The 18371-nt window shown below is 50.9% G+C and carries 20 protein-coding genes and 1 other annotated feature; of the genes, 11 read left to right on the forward strand and 9 right to left on the reverse strand.

From position 1 onward, the window contains the following. Positions 1-13: 13 nt before the first annotated feature. The 4 genes from DNH61_RS10550 to DNH61_RS10560 all read right to left on the reverse strand — a co-directional run bounded on the left by DNH61_RS10550 (position 14) and on the right by DNH61_RS10560 (position 4154). Complete coding sequence (locus DNH61_RS10550) at positions 14-874, reverse strand: M23 family metallopeptidase (protein ID WP_111146624.1); 861 nt, start codon at positions 872-874, stop codon at positions 14-16. A gap of 96 nt (positions 875-970) precedes the next feature. Further along, positions 971-1132 (reverse strand): hypothetical protein, encoded by a 162-nt coding sequence (locus tag DNH61_RS26315; RefSeq protein WP_181438651.1) that lies wholly within the window; start codon positions 1130-1132, stop codon positions 971-973. Between the two features lie 80 nt (positions 1133-1212). Continuing rightward, complete coding sequence (locus DNH61_RS10555) at positions 1213-2442, reverse strand: extracellular solute-binding protein (RefSeq protein ID WP_111146625.1); 1230 nt, start codon at positions 2440-2442, stop codon at positions 1213-1215. 8 nt (positions 2443-2450) lie between these two features. Further along, entirely contained in the window at positions 2451-4154 is a 1704-nt protein-coding gene (locus DNH61_RS10560; RefSeq protein ID WP_111146626.1) for a methyl-accepting chemotaxis protein, read from the reverse strand. 230 nt (positions 4155-4384) lie between these two features. Here DNH61_RS10560 and DNH61_RS10565 point away from each other — a divergent pair, with 230 nt between their 5' ends. The 5 genes from DNH61_RS10565 (at position 4385) to DNH61_RS10585 (ending at position 7895) form a co-directional block, all read left to right on the forward strand. Then, the gene (locus DNH61_RS10565) at positions 4385-4834 is read left to right on the forward strand and encodes a MarR family winged helix-turn-helix transcriptional regulator (RefSeq protein ID WP_111146627.1); all 450 of its coding nucleotides are present in this window, start codon (positions 4385-4387) and stop codon (positions 4832-4834) included. A 135-nt stretch (positions 4835-4969) separates the two neighbouring features. After that, a complete protein-coding gene (locus tag DNH61_RS10570; protein WP_181438652.1) occupies positions 4970-5920 on the forward strand; it encodes a ring-cleaving dioxygenase in 951 nt (316 codons plus the stop codon). A gap of 1 nt (position 5921) precedes the next feature. Next, entirely contained in the window at positions 5922-6536 is a 615-nt protein-coding gene (locus DNH61_RS10575; RefSeq protein WP_111146629.1) for an alpha/beta hydrolase, read from the forward strand. 33 nt (positions 6537-6569) lie between these two features. Next, complete coding sequence (locus DNH61_RS10580; RefSeq protein WP_111146768.1) at positions 6570-7181, forward strand: flavin reductase family protein; 612 nt, start codon at positions 6570-6572, stop codon at positions 7179-7181. A gap of 114 nt (positions 7182-7295) precedes the next feature. After that, on the forward strand, positions 7296-7895 hold the full coding sequence (locus tag DNH61_RS10585; protein ID WP_111146769.1) for a nitroreductase family protein: 600 nt from the start codon (positions 7296-7298) through the stop codon (positions 7893-7895). A 160-nt stretch (positions 7896-8055) separates the two neighbouring features. On the opposite strand, the gene DNH61_RS10590 is transcribed toward DNH61_RS10585, so the two are convergent. The 5 genes from DNH61_RS10590 to DNH61_RS10610 form a co-directional block, all read right to left on the reverse strand. Continuing rightward, entirely contained in the window at positions 8056-8433 is a 378-nt protein-coding gene (locus DNH61_RS10590; RefSeq protein ID WP_111146630.1) for a LytTR family transcriptional regulator DNA-binding domain-containing protein, read from the reverse strand. A gap of 15 nt (positions 8434-8448) precedes the next feature. After that, entirely contained in the window at positions 8449-8577 is a 129-nt protein-coding gene (locus tag DNH61_RS10595; protein WP_111146631.1) for a cyclic lactone autoinducer peptide, read from the reverse strand. A gap of 6 nt (positions 8578-8583) precedes the next feature. Next, entirely contained in the window at positions 8584-9093 is a 510-nt protein-coding gene (locus DNH61_RS10600) for an accessory gene regulator B family protein (protein WP_181438653.1), read from the reverse strand. Next, positions 9074-9712, reverse strand: a complete 639-nt coding sequence (locus DNH61_RS10605) for a hypothetical protein (RefSeq protein ID WP_111146633.1) — start codon at positions 9710-9712, stop codon at positions 9074-9076. Before DNH61_RS10605 ends, DNH61_RS10600 begins: the two co-directional genes overlap by 20 nt. 220 nt (positions 9713-9932) lie before the next feature. After that, the gene (locus tag DNH61_RS10610; protein ID WP_111146634.1) at positions 9933-10694 is read right to left on the reverse strand and encodes an alpha/beta hydrolase family protein; all 762 of its coding nucleotides are present in this window, start codon (positions 10692-10694) and stop codon (positions 9933-9935) included. A 519-nt stretch (positions 10695-11213) separates the two neighbouring features. Here DNH61_RS10610 and DNH61_RS10615 point away from each other — a divergent pair. From DNH61_RS10615 to DNH61_RS10640, 6 genes are all read left to right on the forward strand, one after another. Then, positions 11214-12533, forward strand: coding sequence for a sugar ABC transporter substrate-binding protein (locus DNH61_RS10615; protein ID WP_111146635.1), 1320 nt, complete (start codon positions 11214-11216; stop codon positions 12531-12533). Between the two features lie 87 nt (positions 12534-12620). Next, positions 12621-13934, forward strand: a complete 1314-nt coding sequence (locus DNH61_RS10620) for a carbohydrate ABC transporter permease (RefSeq protein ID WP_111146770.1) — start codon at positions 12621-12623, stop codon at positions 13932-13934. After that, positions 13931-14776, forward strand: coding sequence for a sugar ABC transporter permease (locus DNH61_RS10625; RefSeq protein ID WP_111146636.1), 846 nt, complete (start codon positions 13931-13933; stop codon positions 14774-14776). Before DNH61_RS10620 ends, DNH61_RS10625 begins: the two co-directional genes overlap by 4 nt. Further along, positions 14773-16494, forward strand: a complete 1722-nt coding sequence (locus tag DNH61_RS10630; RefSeq protein ID WP_245948130.1) for an alpha-amylase family glycosyl hydrolase — start codon at positions 14773-14775, stop codon at positions 16492-16494. Before DNH61_RS10625 ends, DNH61_RS10630 begins: the two co-directional genes overlap by 4 nt. A 64-nt stretch (positions 16495-16558) precedes the next feature. After that, positions 16559-16813: a binding site (T-box leader), on the forward strand. A gap of 43 nt (positions 16814-16856) precedes the next feature. After that, on the forward strand, positions 16857-17843 hold the full coding sequence (gene trpS, locus DNH61_RS10635; RefSeq protein WP_111146638.1) for a tryptophan--tRNA ligase: 987 nt from the start codon (positions 16857-16859) through the stop codon (positions 17841-17843). A gap of 21 nt (positions 17844-17864) precedes the next feature. Beyond that, on the forward strand, positions 17865-18275 hold the full coding sequence (locus DNH61_RS10640) for a GNAT family N-acetyltransferase (RefSeq protein WP_111146639.1): 411 nt from the start codon (positions 17865-17867) through the stop codon (positions 18273-18275). Positions 18276-18371: the final 96 nt, after the last annotated feature.

Genomic DNA, 18371 nt, shown 5'->3' on the forward strand with positions numbered 1-18371 from the left:
CTTCCGTTCTTTTTTATTTTTGCTCCCACCATTTCAGATATGGGAAGGGGTCAATACTGGTCCAAGTCGGGCTCGTCTTATAGATGCCGAAATGCAGATGAGGATCAAATTTCCCTGACGTGCCTTCCGGGCCGTATCCGGTGTTGCCCACGTAACCGAGCAGCTGGCCCTTCTTCACGGAGACCCCCATACCAAGACCAGGTGCATATTTGCTTAAATGAGCATAATAGAAGGCCGTTGTGGAATCGACGCGAATGGTGACGCGCCAGCCCCCGTATTCATTCCAGCCGTAGTTGATGATTTGGCCGTCGAGCACGCTGTAGATCGGTGTTCCCTGCTTGGCGAAAATATCGACCCCATCGTGCTTGCGCAGCTGTTCGCCCGTCGGTGTCCAGGACCTGCCGTCATTGTAGTTGTTTACGAGAGGCAGCTGGAAGGTCCCTTTGGCGAGGGGAAAAACACCGTCAGCATAGGCTGCGGGTTGAGCGGGCTTCGGCTGCACTGCAGGTGCGGCTGTTTTCGTCTCGGGAATCCAGATGGTCAGCCCGTTCCATATGTTGTTCGGATTGCTGATTTGAGGATTGGCCTTAATGAGTGCATCTAATGTAATCCCGTATTTTTGGCTGATCAGCCACATGGTTTCATTGTGTACGATGTGAGCCGAGGGACCTGGAACATCAAGCACTTGACCGGGATATAGGGCATCAGATGTAAGCTGATTGCGCTGAACCAGGTCCGTAACGGTAGTTTCATATTTAAGTGATATTTTCCAGAGCGAATCCCCTGGCAGCACCGTATAGGAAGCGCCCTGGGCAGTACCAGCCATCAACAGCAGGCCGGCGGTAACGCCGAGTATTCCTGTTTTAAACTTCACATCATCACTCCTCGACAGGTATATACCTACTATATCGAGGAAAAGTTGCGTGGTTGTGAGACTCAGATTTTGGTAACGATACAGATTGAAAAATAACTAACCGTTATATAGCGGTGCATCAACGCGCAGCTCCGATGCCGGCTGCGGTGCCCTAACCAGATCATCATTACCCGAAGCATACTGCACGAGAAGATACACGACCAGAGCTAATGCCGCACACACACCCAAAAGAATAAATACCGCTTTACGTCCGTCCATCAGGCACCTGCTTTCCAAGTTATCATCTGCTTATTATACATGATGGAGGCGGGCTCTGACTATTCGAGGAACTGGTCTTGTTAATTGATCTTCAGCAGCTTCTTCCAGGAATCCTCAATCTTCCGTACGCCCTCATCAACGGTTTGAAGCTCCAGCAGCATGGCACTCAGATTCGGCGTGAAATCGGTAAACATCTGGGCTCCTTCAGGAATGGCCGGGCGGGCTTTCGCAGCATCCAGCTGGGCTTTGAATCCTTGAATGATAGGGTCCGTAGCAAGGACCGCATCCTCGTAGGCGGATTTCTGCGTGGGCAGCGTCTTCAGCATTTGGCTTTGAATCAATTGACTTTCGGTATTGGTCAGATAGCGGATCAATTCATAGCTCTCCTGCGGGTGTTCACTGTACTTAGATACAACTAGACTGTGGCCGCCAACCGGGGAACCCTGACCGCCGGGACCTTTGGGTACCGGAGCAATGCCGAGATTATCAGGATTCTGGAACTCCGTTCCCGACAGAATATCGCTGACAGCCCAAGGCCCGTTAATAATCATAGCCGCCTTGCCATCCTTGAAGTCCCTCATCATATTGTTGTAGCCATCCGAAAAATCCGGGTACGGCTGGGTAACACCTTTCTGCCGCAAGCTGATCATGAATTCAAACGCCTGCCTGGAGTTGTCCGAGGCGATTTCGATTTGACGGTCATCGGTCATGGTGCCGCCGCCAAATGCCCACAGATAAGGAAGCGCAAAGTAAGAGTCATCGGTCAGAAACAGTCCGTACCGGTCCTTGCTAGTGACGGCTTTGGCAGCTGCCAGCATTTCTTCCATCGTCTGCGGCGCCTGTTCGAACCCGGCTTCCTTAAGCAGCCGCTTGTTATACAGCAGGGCAGGGGCTTCCATTACAGTCGGGAGTCCATACTGTATGCCTTGGTATTGAGCGGACCTTATAGCGGAATCAATATAGCTCTCAAGATCACCTGTGCCGGCAACGGCAGTTAAGGGATAGAGAATGCCCAGATCTGCATATTCGGGTATCCAGGAATTATCCGCGCGGAAAATATCGATTGTCTGGTTACCGAGTATGGCCGTCTTGAATTGGTTCGTCGCCGAATTGAACGGGACTTCGGCAATCTCGACTTTAATGTTGGGATGCTCTTGTTGAAATTGTGCGATCCGATTCGCGAAAAATTCAGTCTCAGCGCTCTGGGTTGTCGTCCAGAACGTTAACGTAACGGGCCTGTCTGCCTGCTCCGTACAGCCGGCAAGAACAAGCATGGCAATAAGGGCAATGGATAGCATTCGTTTCTTCATACGGTTAGTCACCTTCTGTTCTTGGATGTGTGAAATTTGCCAATCAGCTCGTTCAGCTCTTCTGCGAGGTTTGCGAGTGCGGCGGAAGATGCAGATATCTCTTCCATGGACGCTAGCTGCTGCTCGGTGGACGCCGCCACGCTTTGAGTGCCGTCGGCATTTTCTCTGGCAATTTCCGAGATTTGGCCGATTGTTTCGACAACCTTATGAGTATCACTCATGATTTCATCTGTTGAGCGGGTTACACTGTGGATATCGGATTCTACTTGTCCAATCAGACTCATAATGCCTTCAAAGGACTGTCCTGCGACCTCTATGAGCTGTATTCCTTTGTGCACTTCCTGTGTACCCTGCTGCATTTCCGTGACCGCAGAATCCGAAACATGCTGAATTCCGGTTATGAGCTTCGCGATCTGGTTTGCAGAGGAACGGGATTGCTCAGCGAGCTTGCGGACTTCTCCGGCGACGACAGCGAAGCCGCGTCCCTGCTCGCCGGCCCTTGCGGCCTCAATCGTCGCATTGAGTGCGAGGAGGTCGGTTTGCTGCGTGATCTGCATAATGATCTGAATGGCCTGTCCAATCTGATTGGCCTGGTCATTTAAGCCTTCAATTACCTGAGCCAACTTGTCATTGCTGCTGCTGATGGCACGTACCTGCTCGATCGCGTTAACAAGATCCTCCTTGCCTTTTTGCGCTGTTGCTGTAGTTGTTGTAACGGTGCTCAGTGCTTTTTCCCCGTTGGCTGTTATCATCTGAACATTCTCCGAAAGCTGCTGAATCAGATCCCGGTTTCTCTCTACAAAAGAGACTTGCCGCTCTGTCCCGGCCGTCATATCCTGCATAATGACTGCAATATGCTCCGTTGCCGTCCCCGTTTGCTCTGCGCTGGCTTGAAGCTCTGCTGATGAAGCAGCAACCTGCATGGAGACATCCCCTGCACTGTGAATCACAGAACGAAGGGAATGTGTCATTGTATTGAAGGCGAGAGAGAGTTCGGTTAGCTCATCGCGTCCTTTAAAATGCAGCTCCTGAACATCCAGATTGCCTTCCGCGACACTTTGGGCTGAGATTTTCAATGCGTGAATACGGCGGACCAGATAGCGGGAGAATACATAAGCTATGCCAAGCGATAAGGCGATTACAATGGCAGCCATTGAATAATTAACTAGCTGTACGGTTTGCCGGTTTGTCTTGATAGCCTCCTGGTATTCTTTAATTTCGGCTTGCTCCTTTTTTACGTAAGCGAGAAGAGAAAAAGCAATAGGATCAAAATTATCTTTGGTATACTGCTCCTGGGCGGCTTGAACCTCTCCTTGATCCGCGAGTTCCATAATGGCTGTTTTGCCAGTCAGATAGGAGGACCATTTTGCCATGAAGCGTTCAAGAAACTCATTGTCCTGTTCCTCTTGTGTGATTGCCTGCAGCTTCTGAATTTCTTGCTCAAGGAAGATGACGTCTGCCTCAAAGCGTGCTTTGAAGTTCCCTCTCAGATGCTCAGGCGCGAGCATGTAGTGCGCCCCGTCATCATTTGCCGTACGGGCAAATAAATTAAGCCGCTGAATGATTTCCAGCTTCTCCTGTGACACGAGAATATCATCCGTTAACTGTACGATATGACGAGTCATGGTCGTAGAAATAATTACCGTGACCAAAAATAGTACGATGATGCAGAGAAAGCTGGCATACAGCTTGTTGCGAAGTGAAAAAGCCAAGGTGGATCCCCCATTCTTTCTGATTTATGCAAAGGTTTGCATAAAATTCATATCGGCAGCAAGCGGGTTTGTTGTTAATACTTTCTTATCGGGGGGGGGATTTTCTTAATTATGTGTAACGTTGCAAGGTGTCCGGTAAGGGCGTTTAACCTAACCTTGACAGCTGCTGCTCTATCAACTATCTTTAATTTAAGATATTTTATTATGAACATTTGACAAGGGGGCAGAATATGGCGGATAACTATCCGGAGGAAACAGCGTCGTCGCTCAAGCTGTTCGTCGTGCTTTCCAAGGCTTACCGGACAGTGATGGACAGGGCCATCAAGGATATCAAGCGGCATGGCCTGTCACCGTCGGAGTTCACCGTCCTTGAAGTGCTCTACAATAAGGGGCGTACGCCGCTGCAGCAAATTGGGGAGAAGGTTCTGGTCACCAGCGGGAGCGTTACGTACAACATTGATAAGCTGGAAGCCAAGGGACTGCTGAAGCGTATTCCATGCGAGCGGGACCGCAGGGTGACCTATGCTGAGATAACGGAAGACGGCAGCAAGCTGCTGGATGGGATTTTCCCAGAGCATGCGTCTGTTGTTCACTCGATGATGGGTGCACTGTCGGAGGAAGAGAAGCAGACAGCGGCTGCCCTCTTGAAGAAGCTGGGTAAAGGAGCCGAGGAGGGGTAATCTCTTATGAGGCCCTTCTTATCAAGCTTCAATATCTTAAATTAAAGATATCTCAATGATTTCATTCAAAGTTGGAATCCTAATAGGCATGTGTGCAGACAGAGATGAATGTTTAATAAGAAGGAGAGGATACAAGTGGGACTAAAGACAGCAGGGATTCATCACATCACGGCATTTGCCCGCGACCCGCAGGGTAATGTTGATTTCTATGCAGGCGTGCTGGGCTTGCGTCTGGTCAAGCGTACCATTAATTTTGATGCTCCGGAGGTTTACCACCTTTATTTTGGCAATGAGGAGGGCAGCCCTGGAACGATTATTACGTTCTTCCCTTGGCCGGAATCACGCAAAGGGAGAGTTGGCGGCGGGCAGGTTGGCATAACCGCTTATGCCATCCCGAAGGGGGCTATGAGCTTCTGGGAAGAACGATTGTCGAGACTTGGGATTGAGACGGAACGCAATGAACGGTTCGGCGAGCAATCTCTGCAGTTTAGTGACAATGAAGGTCTGCGGCTGGAGCTTGTTGAGCGTGAAGGAGGCAGAGCTAGCAGCTGGTCGTTTGACGGCATCACGCCGGATAAGGCGATTAAAGGGTTTGCGGGAGCGGTGCTGTACAGTCTTAAGCCTGAAGAAACAATAGCTGCGCTGCAGCATGTATTCGGCTTTCTCAGGATAGGTGAAGATGGACAGTACGCACGGTTCCAGGCTGAGGGGGATATTGGCAATGTTATCGATGTTCCCTTGACTCCGGTGCCTGCAGGCAATGGAGGAGCGGGAACTGTCCATCATATTGCCTGGAGGGCCAAAGATTATGAAGAGCATGAAGCTTGGAGACAAACTGTGGAACAGTCCGGCTATGTGCCAACTCCGATTGTAGACCGGCAGTATTTCAATGCCGTGTATTTCCGCGAGGGAGGCGGTATCTTGTTCGAAATTGCGACCGATCCGCCGGGCTTTGCCCGTGATGAAGCACCCGAAGCACTCGGGGAGAAGCTAATGCTCCCGGAATGGTTTGAACCGCACCGTGAGGCTATTGAAGCCAATCTTCAGCCGATCGAAGTCCGCAAGCCGCAGGAGGTGAAACGTTAAAATGCAGCATGTGTTCGAACAGGGTACGGATGTTAATGCTCCTGTGCTGGTTATGTTTCATGGAACGGGCGGGACAGAGCGGGATCTGCTGCCGCTGGCCAAGGCGGTTTCACCGTCGTCTTCGGTACTGAGCCTAAGGGGGAATGTGCTGGAGAATGGAATGCCGCGATTTTTTCGCCGCTTGGCTGAGGGAGTCTTTGATGAAGAGGATCTGGTCTTCCGGACGAAGGAGGTCTATGACTTTCTGCTGGAGGCAGCGGACCGGTATGAGGTAGATCGTAATAATATGGTCGCTGTCGGTTACTCGAACGGCGCCAATATTGCAGGGAGCCTGCTGTTCCATTATGAGCATGTCTTCCGCGCAGCCATACTCCATCATCCGATGGTGCCGATCAGGGGACTTAAGCTGCCGAATCTCACTGGCACATCCGTATTTATAGGGGCTGGCTCTAATGATCCGCTCTGTACCCCGCAGGAAACGGAAGAGCTTGAACAGCTCCTGCGGGATGCAGGCAGCGATGTAACCGTTCACTGGGAACGGTACGGACACCAGTTAACCGGTTCAGAGGTGGAAGCAGCCGCTGACTGGTACCGCGGGCGGTATGGAAATTCCTAGTTTAAGGAATGGAGGGGCTATCCAGTGGGGACAATGATAGCGGTGGATCCAGCGGGACAGAGCGGACGGGATACTTATAAACTGCTCATTGGCAGTATCGTCCCAAGACCGATCGCGCTCGTCACGACGTTAGCGGATAACGGTACGGTTAATGCTGCGCCCTTCAGCTTCTTCTCCATTGTCTCAAGTGATCCGCCGCTTCTATCCGTCGCGGTTCAGCGAAGACAAGGAGTAATGAAGGATACGGCCCGTCATGCAATCGAGCAGAGAGAGCTTGTCATCCACATTGTCAGTGAAGAGATCGTTGAAGCAGTGAATCAGACAGCTGCCAATCTTCCGCCAGGAGACAGTGAATTGGCCGCTGCCGGTTTTACAGCTGTTATAAGTGAATCGGTGAGAGTGCCGGGCATTGCAGAAGCGAAAATCCGGATGGAATGCCGCTTGGACCAAGCGATCGGTCTCGGAGACAGCGGACAGCCGTCTTGCGATCTGCTCATAGCACGAGTGCTAAAGTTCCACATTGCGGAAGAGCTGTATAACGAGCATGGGCACATCGATGCAGGGCTGCTGAATCCGGTAAGCCGCATGGCAGGAGATGATTACGCTCTGATCGGCCGTGTCTTCTCGCTGAAGCGGCCTGAATGAAGAGGCGTACTTAAGAAATTGGCATATTTTTGTTGCGTTCATGAAGCACCATTTGTTACAATAATATAGGTACTTAAAAATATTAAGATACTGTGGAGGTAGTTGACGATGACAATGACAAACGAATTTTTCAAAGCGATCCAAAACCGCCGTTCGATCTACAGCATTACAAGTGAATCCCCGATCTCCGATGAGCGCATTCAGGAAATTGTGGAAGAGGCAGTTAAATACACGCCATCTTCCTTCAACTCGCAGTCCAGCCGTGCGGTTGTACTGCTTGGCGCCCAGCATCATAAGCTGTGGGACCTGACGACTGAGGTGCTGAAAGCTATTGTGCCAGCCGACCAGTTCGAATCTACCCAGCAGAAGATGGACAGCTTCCGCGCCGGTCATGGCACGGTTCTGTTCTTCGAGGAAATGCGCGTGGTCGAAGGTCTGCAGCAGCAGTTTCCAACGTACCAGGACCGCTTCCCGGTATGGGCCGAGCATGCCAATGCTATGCTCCAGCTTGTGATCTGGACAGCACTTGAAGGTGAAGGCCTTGGTGCATCCCTGCAGCACTACAACCCGCTGATCGATGATAAGGTTAAAGCACAGTGGAGCCTGCCTGAATCATGGAAGCTGATCGCTCAGATGCCGTTCGGCAAGCCAGGCGCGCCAGCAGGCGACAAGGACTTCCAGCCGGTAGAAGAGCGCACGAAGATCTTCAAATAAGAGTTTGCCGCTTATTGCGTGCAGACCTTGACATAGCAGGAGCTGTCACAAGCCGTTATGAATCCGGCAGTGGCGGCTCCTCTTTGCGTAAGCGGTCCCTGATTACCTCGACTGAAGTTAAACGAATAGAAGCTGTCTTCGCAAGGTGCGAGGACAGCTTCTATGTAATCGTGACTTGAATACCCATCGTTTGCAGTTTCTTAACCAGCTGGTTATACGAGCTCCATGCTACCGTACAGCCTTTGGAATCCTTGGTCAGGCTGCTCTCGAAGTAGGCGATCTTGTACTGCTTGTCCAAACGGACAATCCGGTTCAGATTAGCGGCGTTGTTGCGGTCAACCATAACAAATTCATATCCGCTGTTCTGAAGCGCTGTTACCCAGAACTTCAGTGTACCCATCATATAGAAGGTGTCGGTCAACGTATGAACAACGATCCGGTTAGCCATACGTTCATATTCAAGGAATGTAATATCGTCGATGAGGACAGTGAGCAGGCCGCTTTCCCCGTCTTTATGGCGCGCTACCGTTAAATGCATGGCAATTCTCCCAGTTTACTTGTTGAGAAGTTCGTTCGGGACTTTGGGCTGGTGCACCCACAGCAGGCTGGCTGTCGAAACAATCAGGACTGCGGCAGAGGCCAGTATCGTGCAGATGGCATGGAACAGCTTCCTCGATTTCATGTCTAGTCACCTCCTTCGAATCAGCAGCAGGCATTGAATGAGCCAGGCAGAAGCGATAATGGATGAAAGCACGAACAGATTAAGGCTAATAAGAAGAACGGCTGCAAGCTTGAGATATGGAAAATAGCGTGTTGGAATCCGTGTTTGATGTTCGATTCGGGAAGGAGCGAAGATAAAAGCCAAGATGGCGGATACAGCCGTTATTCCATAAATAAGAACGTTCGGGTAATGTACAAAAACGATCAGGTTGGCGGTGACAGAGGTTGCGACCGCACAAGCCCAGCCATGCTTGAGATGAAGACCGCCGGAGATGGCCCTTAGGAGCGCAAAGGATGCCAATGCGGCGGCAGTTTCCGCGACCATGCCAGTCGCCAAGGCAATCAGCAGGGCGAGGATGATAGTTGACACCGTGTTTATGATAGCCAGCATGGAGAAGGCGAGAACCTCCATGCTGGCTGGATGACCAGGTGCTCTGCTCTTCAGGCCCGCTGCTATCTTATAAGCCAAAGTCTCCATTGGAGCGCTCCTTCTTAACCGCATAATAGAGCAGGAAAGCAAGACCGATGAAGAAGATAACAGCAGCGACAAGCAGATTATTAATGAACAGAACGGAACCGATGCCGATGGCGATAATGAACAGCACGCTGATCAGGATAATCGTGCCCCAGCCGAAGCCGACCCGGTTGAATTCGAAGGAAAAACCGAGGCCGCGCTTGTAAAGCGTCATTGCTGCGGTATAGCCGATAATTCCTGTCATGGTTTGCAGCAGGTAGCCTTTCCAAGGGAAAGCGCTAATCTCATCCACGGACAGGAACCCGAAGGACAGCAGCATAACTCCCGTCTGGACCAGCACTACACTCAGGTATCCGGTAAAGGCGACAACAACAGACCATAATACCGGTATGCGGACGACCGTGACAAGGAACAGAATAAGCAGCAGCAGGATGGCAATCGGTGCATATTCGGTCAGTTCCGGGCTCTTCCGCATGAAGAAGCTGGTCAGATTAATAAGGATGTTCAAGATAAGCGCCGGCCAGAAATACTGTTTGAATTTCAAACGGAATAAGGAAAGCGTCAATGAGAACAACGCAATGCTCTCGATAACAGAGAACAGCATGAACAGAATAAACGACATGAATGACCCACTCGCCCTCACTAGTATATTTCATCTCTTGGATGTCGGTATTTTTCTCTCTCTATAATGATGTCGATCTACTAATTTATTCTGCAGCAGAGAGCAATGTATTTTTACAAAAACACTACATGCCGTTAGGTGTATTTTATCATACTGCTCTGGTGTGTAAATAAGTAAAAATCAGTTAAACCGCAGGTCAGGCCTGCCATATCCCGGCGCCCTAAGCTTTGCCCATAAACAGCCCGATCTGCTCGATGAGCTCGCACTCCCAAGCATGGCTGTTAAAGTTATGATCACAGCTTTCAATATAATGAACACGCGCACGGTCGCCATACACCTGCTCCTTGTACATCTGGGATACAGCCGCGGGGACGGTCTTGTCCTCCGTACCATGAATCAAGAGTACATTCTTCTGGAAGCCCTGCGATCTGCCAAAGACGTCTATAGTCTCCAGGTCAACAGGGAACGCCCTCCCAATAAGGTTGCCGGCCCAATCGAAGGTTTCCGCATTTGACGATGCAAGATATTCCCCGGCGGCCGCTTTAATCAGCTCCTTCATGATGCCGGCTGGAGCAAGAAGGATGAGGCGTTCAATATCATCCGGACGGTCCCCGGCCAGTACGCTTGCGACAAGCCCGCCCATGCTGAAACCGATCACACTGATACGGGAGTTATCAATCCGCGGATCAGCTTGTACCTGGTCAAGAATTGCGTTGGCGTCGGCGAGCTCGCCCGAAACCGTCATTTCCTCGAAATTGCCGTCGCTCTCACCGCTACCGTAAAAATCATAACGGAAGACGGCATAGCCCAGCTTCTCAAGCTCCCTGGAGATCTTCAGGAAGAAGCGGTGAGAGCCCAGCTTGGTTCCCGTGAAGCCGTGAAACATGATGACGGCAGGGAGCGGTTCATGAGAAGCTGCAGGAATGTGCTCCATTCCCCGTAGTGTTTTTCCTTCATAGTTAAGGGTTATCGCTTGTTGCATCTGCTTAAGCAGCCTCCTTATAATAATGCTCTTCGTTATATTATTCCTTATCCGTTGAGGCTTTTCAACGTTATGGCAGGCTCCCGAGAAGACAAACGTTTGCGCTGTATAGTCAAGACAATCGCCTATGCAGCAGACTGTTGAACGATGACTTAAGAATAGCAACACAAAAATTGAGTTAACACTAGCAATCATGAGCAATAGGGTGATAATTGAAGCTAACTGCAAATAATTTTAAATAAATGCCTAATTTTAATGATTGCAAACGCTTTTATAGTTTCGTATGATGAAAGCAAGCAAGCGACTAACGGATTCACTCGATGAATTTTGACAAATTGAAGGCAATGTTACCTGATCAGGTACAACCTCGGAGCATGAATTATGAATGCCAGGTTGTACTTTTTTTGGTCTTTAGACCCCTTAATTTGTTTGAAATGGGTGGATATTGCATATCCGGACAAACGTTTGCATCAGACGGCATGCTTTTTTACGCAAATACTTAAAAAGGGTGGGGACACAATGAAACAAGTAAAGAAGACGACGGTTATGCTGATGGCTCTAGTGCTTGTATTTACACTGGCTGCTTGCGGTGGCAACAGTACAAATAACGGCGGCAATCAAGGCGCTAATCAGCCTGCGAATCAAGTGCCAAATAATGGAGGCGCTTCCAGTGAAGAGGCGATAGAAGAAGAGCTGGTACCTGAAGAGGGCGCCAAGCTTATCGTATGGGACAGCGGCGACCAGAAAGCATTCGTTGAAGAGGCGGCTAAAGCTTTTACAGCGGAGTATGGCGTACCTGTTGAGTTTACCGAGGTGGGTGCGGACAAATCCGTTGAGCGGATGACAACTGACGGCCCGGCTAAGGTAGGCGCTGACGTATTCGCTGCGGTGCATGACCGTACGGGAAGCGCAGTATCGGCTGGGTTGATTCTGCCGAACGACTGGTTCGAATTAGAGACGAAGGAAAGCGCTTATGAGACAGCGATTGAAGCCGTGTCAGTCAATGGCATGCTGTATGGCTATCCTAAATCGGTTGAAACAACCGCTGTATTCTATAACAAGGATCTGATTGCCGAAGTTCCTGCAACATGGGACGGCGTTATTGAGTTCGCGAAGGAATTCAATGATCCAAAGAATAACAAATGGTCTTACATGTGGGAACTGGGCAACGGCTATTGGAGCTACAGCTTCTTCGGAGGCTACGGCGCTTACGTGTTCGGCGACAACGGCACGAATCCGGATGATATCGGGATGAATTCTCCGGAGGCTGTTGAGGCCGGCAAGTTCTATCAGAGCCTGCGCAGCTCCGTTCTGCCGCTCCAGACATCCGATATTACTGGCGACATTAAGAAATCCCTCTTCGAATCCGGCAAGCTGGCTATGAATGTCAGTGGTCCTTGGGATACCGGCTCCCTGAAGGAGAAGGTAGCGAACCTTGGCGTTGCTCCATATCCGACACTGCCGAACGGTCAGCCTATGAAGCCTTTCTCCGGTGTTAAGGCTTACTATGTCAACGCATTTACGCCATATCCGGATGCAGCGAAATTGTTCGCACACTTCATCACATCAGCTGAATGGCAGAAGAAGAACTTCGAAATGACAGGCAACCTGCCGGCTGACAAGACGCTGGCTGAAGACGAGGTTATTAAGAACGATCCAATCGCTTCCGGCTTCCTGAAGCAGTTCGAGAATTCGGTACCGATGCCTTCGATTCCTGAGATGGTTCAATACTGGAATACGATCGACGCGACACTCGCGGCAATGTGGAATGACGGCATTGATCCGCAGAAGGCGCTCGACGATATGGTGAGCAAGATGAAGCAGAACATGGCTAAGTAAGAAGGATCTTACGATCTGACACACTACCCGCCGGTATTCCGGCGGGTAGCTTGTCAGCAGGATCAGGCAGAGAAAGGAATGAACAACGTGCGCAAACACGCGAAGACAGCAGCTTGGCTATCGGTCCTTACCATGGGGCTTGGGCAAATCTATAACCGTCAGTACGGTAAAGCCCTGCTCTTCTTATTCGTACATGTGGCGGCTCTCACGGCTTTTTTCACGAGGCTGTTCTACGATATCGGTGGTCTTATCACCCTTGGAGACAAGGCGACCCATCTGGAGAAGGTCGGCCGCAGATATGTCAATGTGGAAGGCGACCACTCGATATTTTTGATGATCTACGGATTGCTGGCCGTCATCATTGGATTAATTTATATCGTCGTCTATATCGTCAATATCCGTGATGCATACCGCAACGGGCAGATACGCGACAAGGGAGGCATCGCCCCGTCCCTGGCACAAACGATCCGCAATGTACAGAATGAGGGCTTCCCATGGCTGCTGCTGTCGCTTCCGATTGTTGGGGTTCTGTTCTTCACCATTATGCCGATTGCCTTCATGGTTCTCATGGCATTCACCAACTATTCGGCGCCGGACCACATTCCGCCCAAGAGCCTGGTGGATTGGGTTGGATTCAAGACCTTCGGCGATCTGTTGTTCCTGAAGGCATGGTCGGGTACCTTCTTCGGGGTTCTGACATGGACCGTAATCTGGGCGGTGCTCTCTACCGTTACCTGTTACTTCGGCGGCATCTTCGTTGCACTGCTGATCCATCAGAAGGGCATTAAGCTCAAAGGCTTGTGGCGCACGATCTTCATCATTCCTTACGCCATTCCCCAGTTTATTTCGCTGCTCATCATGCGGAACCTGCTCAACGACAAGTTTGGCCCGATCAATCAGTACTTCCGTTATTTCGGGCTGGATGGGCTGCCTTGGCTGAGTGATCCGTTTTGGGCGAAGGTGTCACTGATTGTCGTTAACATGTGGATCGGCATACCGGTCTCCATGATCCTCGTAATGGGTATCCTGACGGCGATCCCGAAGGACTTGTATGAGGCAGCGGATGTAGACGGGGCTTCCGGATTTACCAAGTTCAAGAATATTACGATGCCCTATGTCCTGTTTGCGACGGCACCGCTCCTGATTATGCAGTTTGCCGGCAATATCAATAACTTTAATGTCATCTTCCTCTTGACCAAGGGGGACCCGAAGACATTGGATTATAATATGGCTGGTTCAACGGACCTGCTCGTCACCTGGCTCTACAAGCTGACGCTGGATAACAGCCGTTACAATATCGCATCAGCGGTCGGTATTATTATATTCCTGATCATTGCATCCCTGTCGATCTGGAGCTACAGCCGGACGAAATCGTTTAAAGAGGAGGATATGATTCAATGAAGACGTCAATTTGGAAACTCACGCTCAGTTATATCCTGCTGATCTTGATCGCTCTGGCCTGTATCTATCCGGCGGCATTCACGGTCATGTCCTCCTTCAAGGCTGGCAGCTCCCTGTTCAGTGAAACCTTCATACCGCGCGCGCTGACACTCGATCACTACAAGAATTTGTTCCAGGGGGCTGACCTCAGCAACAAGCAGATTCCGTTCGTACGCTGGTTCTGGAATACCCTCCAGGTTGCGGTGACGAGTATGATTCTTGGTACCCTTATCCAGCTGATTACAGCCTATGCGATATCCCGGTTCCGCTTCGCAGGCCGCAAGGCGATCATGTCGACGGTGCTCGTACTCGGCATGTTTCCGGGCTTCATGAGTATGATCGCGATCTATATTCTGCTGCTGCAGATGAATATGCTGGACAGCAAATGGGCCCTTGTACTCGTATATTCTGCCGGCGCAGCACTGGGCATGTTCGTTGCCAAGGGGTACTTCGATACGCTGCCGAAGGCGCTTGAAGAATCGGCACGCATAGACGGTGCCAGCCACTGGACGGTATTCTGGCGTATTATTCTGCCGCTGTCCAAGCCGATTATAACGTATGTGTCGCTGACAACCTTTACGGGTGCATGGGTCGACTTTATCTTCGCCAGACTGATTCTGCGCTCGCGTGAGAACTGGACGCTGGCCGTTGGGCTGTTCGAGCTCGTCGACAACTACCAGAGTACTGAATTTACGCTGTTCGCAGCAGGCTCTGTCCTTGCAGCCATACCTGTAGCTGTTCTGTTCATGTTCCTGCAGCGGTTCCTTATTGACGGCCTGACGGCAGGAGCGACCAAGGGATGAGCCGGATGCATAATGGCCGGATTAGCCGTTCACTAGGGAGGAAAATGACGGCGGCTTGCGTATTCGCAGCCGCCATTGTTCTGCTGATGCTGCTCCTTCAGGGCTGCAATAATGCTGTGCCCGGTAAACAGGATACGGGAAAGCAGAAGGAGCAGAAGGAGCAGAAGGAGTCTGTACAGCAGGAGAATACAGGTCCGAAGCCTGTTGGCGGCGATGTGCAGAGCTCAGAGGTGTTTTATGAAATCTTCGTCCGTTCGTTCTACGATTCGGACGGGGATGGTATCGGTGATCTGCAGGGTGTTATCCAGAAGCTGGATTATCTGAACGACGGCGACCCATCGACGACAGACGATCTGGGTATAAGCGGCATCTGGCTGATGCCGATCCAGCCTTCTCCGAGCTATCATGGTTATGATGTGACCGATTATTATGAAATTAATCCTGAGTATGGAACACTTGACGACTTCAAGGAGCTGACTGCAGAGGCGCATAAGCGCGGTATCAGCATTATTATGGATCTTGTGGTCAATCACACAAGTACAGAGCATCCTTGGTTTCTTGATGCCCTGGCATCCGAGGAGAGCCCTTACCGGGACTGGTACGTATGGGCGAATGCGGCCGATGAGGACGGCCATGACCTGTCGGAGACCAGCGCGACCGGGGGCAAGGCCTGGCATAACCGCGGCGGCAGCCACTATCTTGGCGTCTTCTGGGAAGGAATGCCTGATCTGAACTTCGATCAGCCAGAGGTTCGCCAGGAGATGATCAAGGCAGGCCGCTTCTGGCTGGAGGCAGGCGCAGACGGCTTCCGCCTGGACGCAGCCAAGCATATTTATGACGACCTGCAGTCTACGGGCGGCAAGCCGGAGATCACGGACATGAATGTAGCCTGGTGGCAGGAGTTCCGTGCAGGTCTTGAAGAGGGCGGACACAATCCTTACCTGGTTGGCGAGATCTGGGATAATTCACCTGTTGTTATCGCGCCTTACCTGAACAAGGCATTTGATTCGGGCTTTAACTTCAGCCTCGGGGAGCAGCTGCTGGCAGCTGCCAAATCCGGCAGCTCATCCAGTGCTGTCACTACATTGAGCCGTATTCTTGGGTTGTATGCAGACAGCTCAGGAGGCGCCTTCATCGATGCCCCGTTCCTGACCAATCATGACCTGAATCGTGTGATGAGCGTGCTGGAGGGCGATGTGAACAAGGCCAAGATGGCTGCCTCCCTGCTGCTGACGATGCCGGGCAGACCATTTATCTACTACGGAGAAGAGATCGGCATGTCCGGCAGCAAACCGGATGAGCACATCCGTGAGCCAATGGTCTGGTACGAGGACCCATCAGGGGGCGAGGGCCAGCCGACATGGCAGTCCCGGATGTATAACGAAGGCGGTTCTGTTTCCGTGGAAGCACAGATGAATGACGAAGACTCCCTGTTTGCGCATTATCGTAAGCTGATTCACCTGCGGGCGGCAGATGCGGTGCTGCGAACCGGGACGATTGATTCGTACTCATCGCCGGACAGCAGGGTCATGACCTATGTTCGCGAGCTGGATGCGGACAAACGGCTGGTGCTGAACAACCTGTCCGCGGATGAGATTGTTATCGAGCTTGATCCCGCGGAAGAGTGGGGGGAGCTGGCGTTCAGCTCTGTCGATGGAGCATCCTTGAAGGATGGCAAGCTGAAGCTGCCTGCGTATAGCACGATGGTCTTGAAATAAGGTTGGTATCACCAATTGACTTTCTGACTGGAAGGAATATACTGTTAGTATTATCCAACCATAGACGAAAGCCATGAAGGGAAATAGTAACCTGGTTGATCATTGTTCAAGCGAGCCGGCGGATGGTGCGAGGTCCGGCACAATGATTCTGGCGAATGGCTCCCTTCGCTTCAGTCTGAACGCTGCTTAAGCAGCAAGTAGGCGCTGACGGCATGTCCCTCCGTTATCTCGGGGACCCGTGTTAGACGTTATGACACGTATGAGAGCGATCGATGATCGAATTTGGGTGGTATCGCGGAGTTAACACTTCGTTCCTTCGGGGGCGAAGTGTTTTTTTGTTATTCTATAAGGAGGCTGTGTCTATGACGAGAGTGGTTTCAGGCATTAAACCAAGCGGGGAGTTGAACATTGGCGGGTACGCAGGAGCTTTGCATCAATTTGTTGCCATGCAGGATCAGTATGAGTGCTTATTCTTTGTGCCCGATCTACATGCGATAACCGTTCCGCAGGACCCTAAAGAACTGTTTAGGCGCTCCAAGGAGATGGCTGCATTGTATATCGCTTCCGGTGTTGATCCCAGGAAGGCAACCCTGTTCATTCAGTCCCATGTACCTGCTCATACTGAGCTGGGCTGGCTGATGGAGACAGGGGCGTACTTCGGCGAGCTGAGCAGAATGACGCAGTTCAAGGAGAAGTCGGATGGGAAAGAGGGCATCAGCGCTGCATTGTTTACCTATCCGGCCTTGATGTCTGCAGATATATTGCTTTATCAGGCAACTCATGTCCCAGTTGGGGATGATCAGAAGCAGCATCTGGAGCTGACGAGAAATTTAGCGGAGCGGTTTAACAAGCGTTACGGCAAGACATTCACTCTGCCTGATCCGATTATCCAGACGTTAGGCTCACGAGTAATGGGGCTCGATGATCCTGCGAAGAAGATGAGCAAGAGCAATCCGAACCAGAGCAGCTATGTGCTGCTGATGGACTCGCCCGATGAGATCCGCAGGAAGTTTGCGAGAGCGGTGACCGATTCTGAGATGAGGGTCAGTTATGATTGGGACAATAAGCCGGCTGTCAGCAATCTGATCGAGATCTATGCTGTTTTCTCAGGGGAAACCACCAATGTGATCGAGGGACGATATGAAGGCCGAGGGTATGGGGAATTTAAGAAGGACCTGGCAGAGGTGGTCATCGATAAGCTGATCCCGATTCAGCAAAGGTACAGGGAGATTGTCGATTCGGCAGAACTGATTCACGTCCTCAGGGACGGGGCCTTGCGCGCCGCAGACGTGGCGAACGAGACGCTGAGGATGGCGAAGAAGGCTATGGGCTTGTTTGTTATTGAATGATAGAAGAAGGCAGGAGATCTAATGAGAATTGTATTTGCAACTGACGAGCATGTGGACTGGATAAGCAGCCGGGATCATCATCTTGAGAAGAGTCTGATTCTACCGAAAATTAAAGTGAAGGAAATTTATTTATTAGAGGATGAGAGCGAAGCATTGATCGGATGGATGCGCTATGGTTATTTTTGGGACAACACACCTTTTATGAATATGCTCTGGATTGATGAGCCTTTTCGCAATAGAGGATTCGGACAACAGGTGGTCGAGTTTTGGGAGAACGAGATGAAACGACACGGATTTAAGCGGGTTATGACATCCACACAAGCCGATGAGGGATCGCAGCACTTCTATAGAAAACTGGGCTACAAGGATGCTGGATGCCTATTACTCGATGCGCAACCATTAGAAATTATATCAACCAAGAAGTTGTGCTGACGAATGACATATGGATATGGAATATAATGAGGATGGCGTGGCCCAAGCGAAGGCACGGGAGCGTCCTTAAGCTAACGGGCAGGATCGTCGCATAAA

The sequence above is a fragment of the Paenibacillus sambharensis genome, assembly GCF_003233845.1.
GTDB classification, from domain to species: domain Bacteria; phylum Bacillota; class Bacilli; order Paenibacillales; family Paenibacillaceae; genus Paenibacillus_I; species Paenibacillus_I sambharensis.

What these genes read in the sequence shown, in the direction of transcription:
- DNH61_RS10590 (WP_111146630.1), bottom strand. Translation starts at nt 8,433, where the DNA reads ATGCATTTAACGGTAGCGCGCCATAAAGACGGGGAAAGCGGCCTGCTC.
- DNH61_RS10585 (WP_111146769.1), top strand. Translation starts at nt 7,296, where the DNA reads ATGACAAACGAATTTTTCAAAGCGATCCAAAACCGCCGTTCGATCTAC.
- DNH61_RS10600 (WP_181438653.1), bottom strand. Translation starts at nt 9,093, where the DNA reads ATGGAGACTTTGGCTTATAAGATAGCAGCGGGCCTGAAGAGCAGAGCA.
- DNH61_RS10615 (WP_111146635.1), top strand. Translation starts at nt 11,214, where the DNA reads ATGAAACAAGTAAAGAAGACGACGGTTATGCTGATGGCTCTAGTGCTT.
- DNH61_RS26315 (WP_181438651.1), bottom strand. Translation starts at nt 1,132, where the DNA reads ATGGACGGACGTAAAGCGGTATTTATTCTTTTGGGTGTGTGTGCGGCA.
- DNH61_RS10580 (WP_111146768.1), top strand. Translation starts at nt 6,570, where the DNA reads ATGATAGCGGTGGATCCAGCGGGACAGAGCGGACGGGATACTTATAAA.
- DNH61_RS10630 (WP_245948130.1), top strand. Translation starts at nt 14,773, where the DNA reads ATGAGCCGGATGCATAATGGCCGGATTAGCCGTTCACTAGGGAGGAAA.
- trpS (WP_111146638.1), top strand. Translation starts at nt 16,857, where the DNA reads ATGACGAGAGTGGTTTCAGGCATTAAACCAAGCGGGGAGTTGAACATT.
- DNH61_RS10605 (WP_111146633.1), bottom strand. Translation starts at nt 9,712, where the DNA reads ATGTCGTTTATTCTGTTCATGCTGTTCTCTGTTATCGAGAGCATTGCG.
- DNH61_RS10555 (WP_111146625.1), bottom strand. Translation starts at nt 2,442, where the DNA reads ATGAAGAAACGAATGCTATCCATTGCCCTTATTGCCATGCTTGTTCTT.
- DNH61_RS10565 (WP_111146627.1), top strand. Translation starts at nt 4,385, where the DNA reads ATGGCGGATAACTATCCGGAGGAAACAGCGTCGTCGCTCAAGCTGTTC.
- DNH61_RS10610 (WP_111146634.1), bottom strand. Translation starts at nt 10,694, where the DNA reads ATGCAACAAGCGATAACCCTTAACTATGAAGGAAAAACACTACGGGGA.
- DNH61_RS10575 (WP_111146629.1), top strand. Translation starts at nt 5,922, where the DNA reads ATGCAGCATGTGTTCGAACAGGGTACGGATGTTAATGCTCCTGTGCTG.
- DNH61_RS10640 (WP_111146639.1), top strand. Translation starts at nt 17,865, where the DNA reads ATGAGAATTGTATTTGCAACTGACGAGCATGTGGACTGGATAAGCAGC.
- DNH61_RS10595 (WP_111146631.1), bottom strand. Translation starts at nt 8,577, where the DNA reads ATGAAATCGAGGAAGCTGTTCCATGCCATCTGCACGATACTGGCCTCT.
- DNH61_RS10625 (WP_111146636.1), top strand. Translation starts at nt 13,931, where the DNA reads ATGAAGACGTCAATTTGGAAACTCACGCTCAGTTATATCCTGCTGATC.